We start from the raw sequence: 1,042 nt of genomic DNA on the forward strand, positions 1-1,042 counted from the left end.
ATCCCAAGGTCAACGCTTCAAGGTGCCCCCTCTGCTACAGCCGCTGCTGAACTTCAACTTTTACCTCTATCTGCTCTGGGGGATCAGCCCTCTGTTTCCGCTGGTGGTGGATCGACCCCTGCTGGCCGAATCCAACTATCTGCTCCTAATCCCGCTTTTGTTGAGCTGGGGGCTGCTTTATTTGGCGGTGCGAGATCTGCCGCTGCCGGACAATTTGCGGCTGCCGCGCCTGTTGTTGGATGTATCGTTCATCCTGCTGCCCTTCTTCCAGAAAATTAATGTGTCCAAAGCCCCCAACCGACCCTATTGGAATGCTCTGCTGATTTGGGTGATCGGGATCCTGCTGCTTGCCGCTTTGCGGCTTTGGAGCTTTAGCCTGCTCCTGACGGCGGTGACCTTGCTGTTGACCAGCTTTTGCACGCTGCTGTTCTAACCGAGATCCTTGCAAAGAACCTCAATATTTAATATTTAACATTTCATGAGCATTCCTGCTGCCCGTCAACGCTTTGCCCTTGAAATCCAATCGGAGCCCATCGATCTGGGTCGGGCGGCCCTCTGGATTGCCCAAGAAGCCTATCCCGATCTGGAGGTGGAAGAGTATGTGGCCGCTCTGGATGAGATGGCCGCAGAGGTGCAAGAGCGCCTTCCCCCGGAGCGTTATCCCCTGCGGGTCATCAAGATCTTGAATCACTATCTCTTTGAGGATCTGGGCTTTCGTGGCAATCGCGAAGATTATTACGACCCACGCAACAGCTTTTTGAACGAAGTGATCGATCGGCGCACCGGGATCCCGATTACGCTGTCGCTGATCTATCTAGAGCTGGCGCGGCGGATCGATTTTCCCATGGCAGGAGTGGGCATGCCCGGCCACTTTTTAATCCGGCCCCTGTTTGCAGGCGCCGAGATTTTTGTGGATCCCTTTCAGCAGGGGGAGATTTTATTTCCAGAAGATTGTCAAGAGCTTTTGTCGCAAATCTACGGGCCTGGGATCCCTTTCCAAGAACACCACCTACGCCCCACCCCTCCCCGCCTGATCTTGGTA

2 protein-coding genes are annotated in these 1,042 nt (G+C 54.5%); both read left to right on the forward strand.

Annotated features, from left to right (window positions below; genetic code table 11):
* The coding region (locus NW837_RS14360; protein WP_414332264.1) for a hypothetical protein at nt 1-433 on the forward strand (433 nt) is incomplete at its 5' end.
* A gap of 45 nt (nt 434-478) precedes the next feature.
* Nucleotides 479-1,042 (forward strand): SirB1 family protein (locus NW837_RS14365; RefSeq protein ID WP_414332265.1); only part of this gene is annotated, 564 nt, incomplete at its 3' end.

The sequence above is a fragment of the Synechococcus sp. R6-10 genome, from assembly GCF_047461815.1.
Lineage (GTDB): Bacteria > Cyanobacteriota > Cyanobacteriia > Thermostichales > Thermostichaceae > Thermostichus.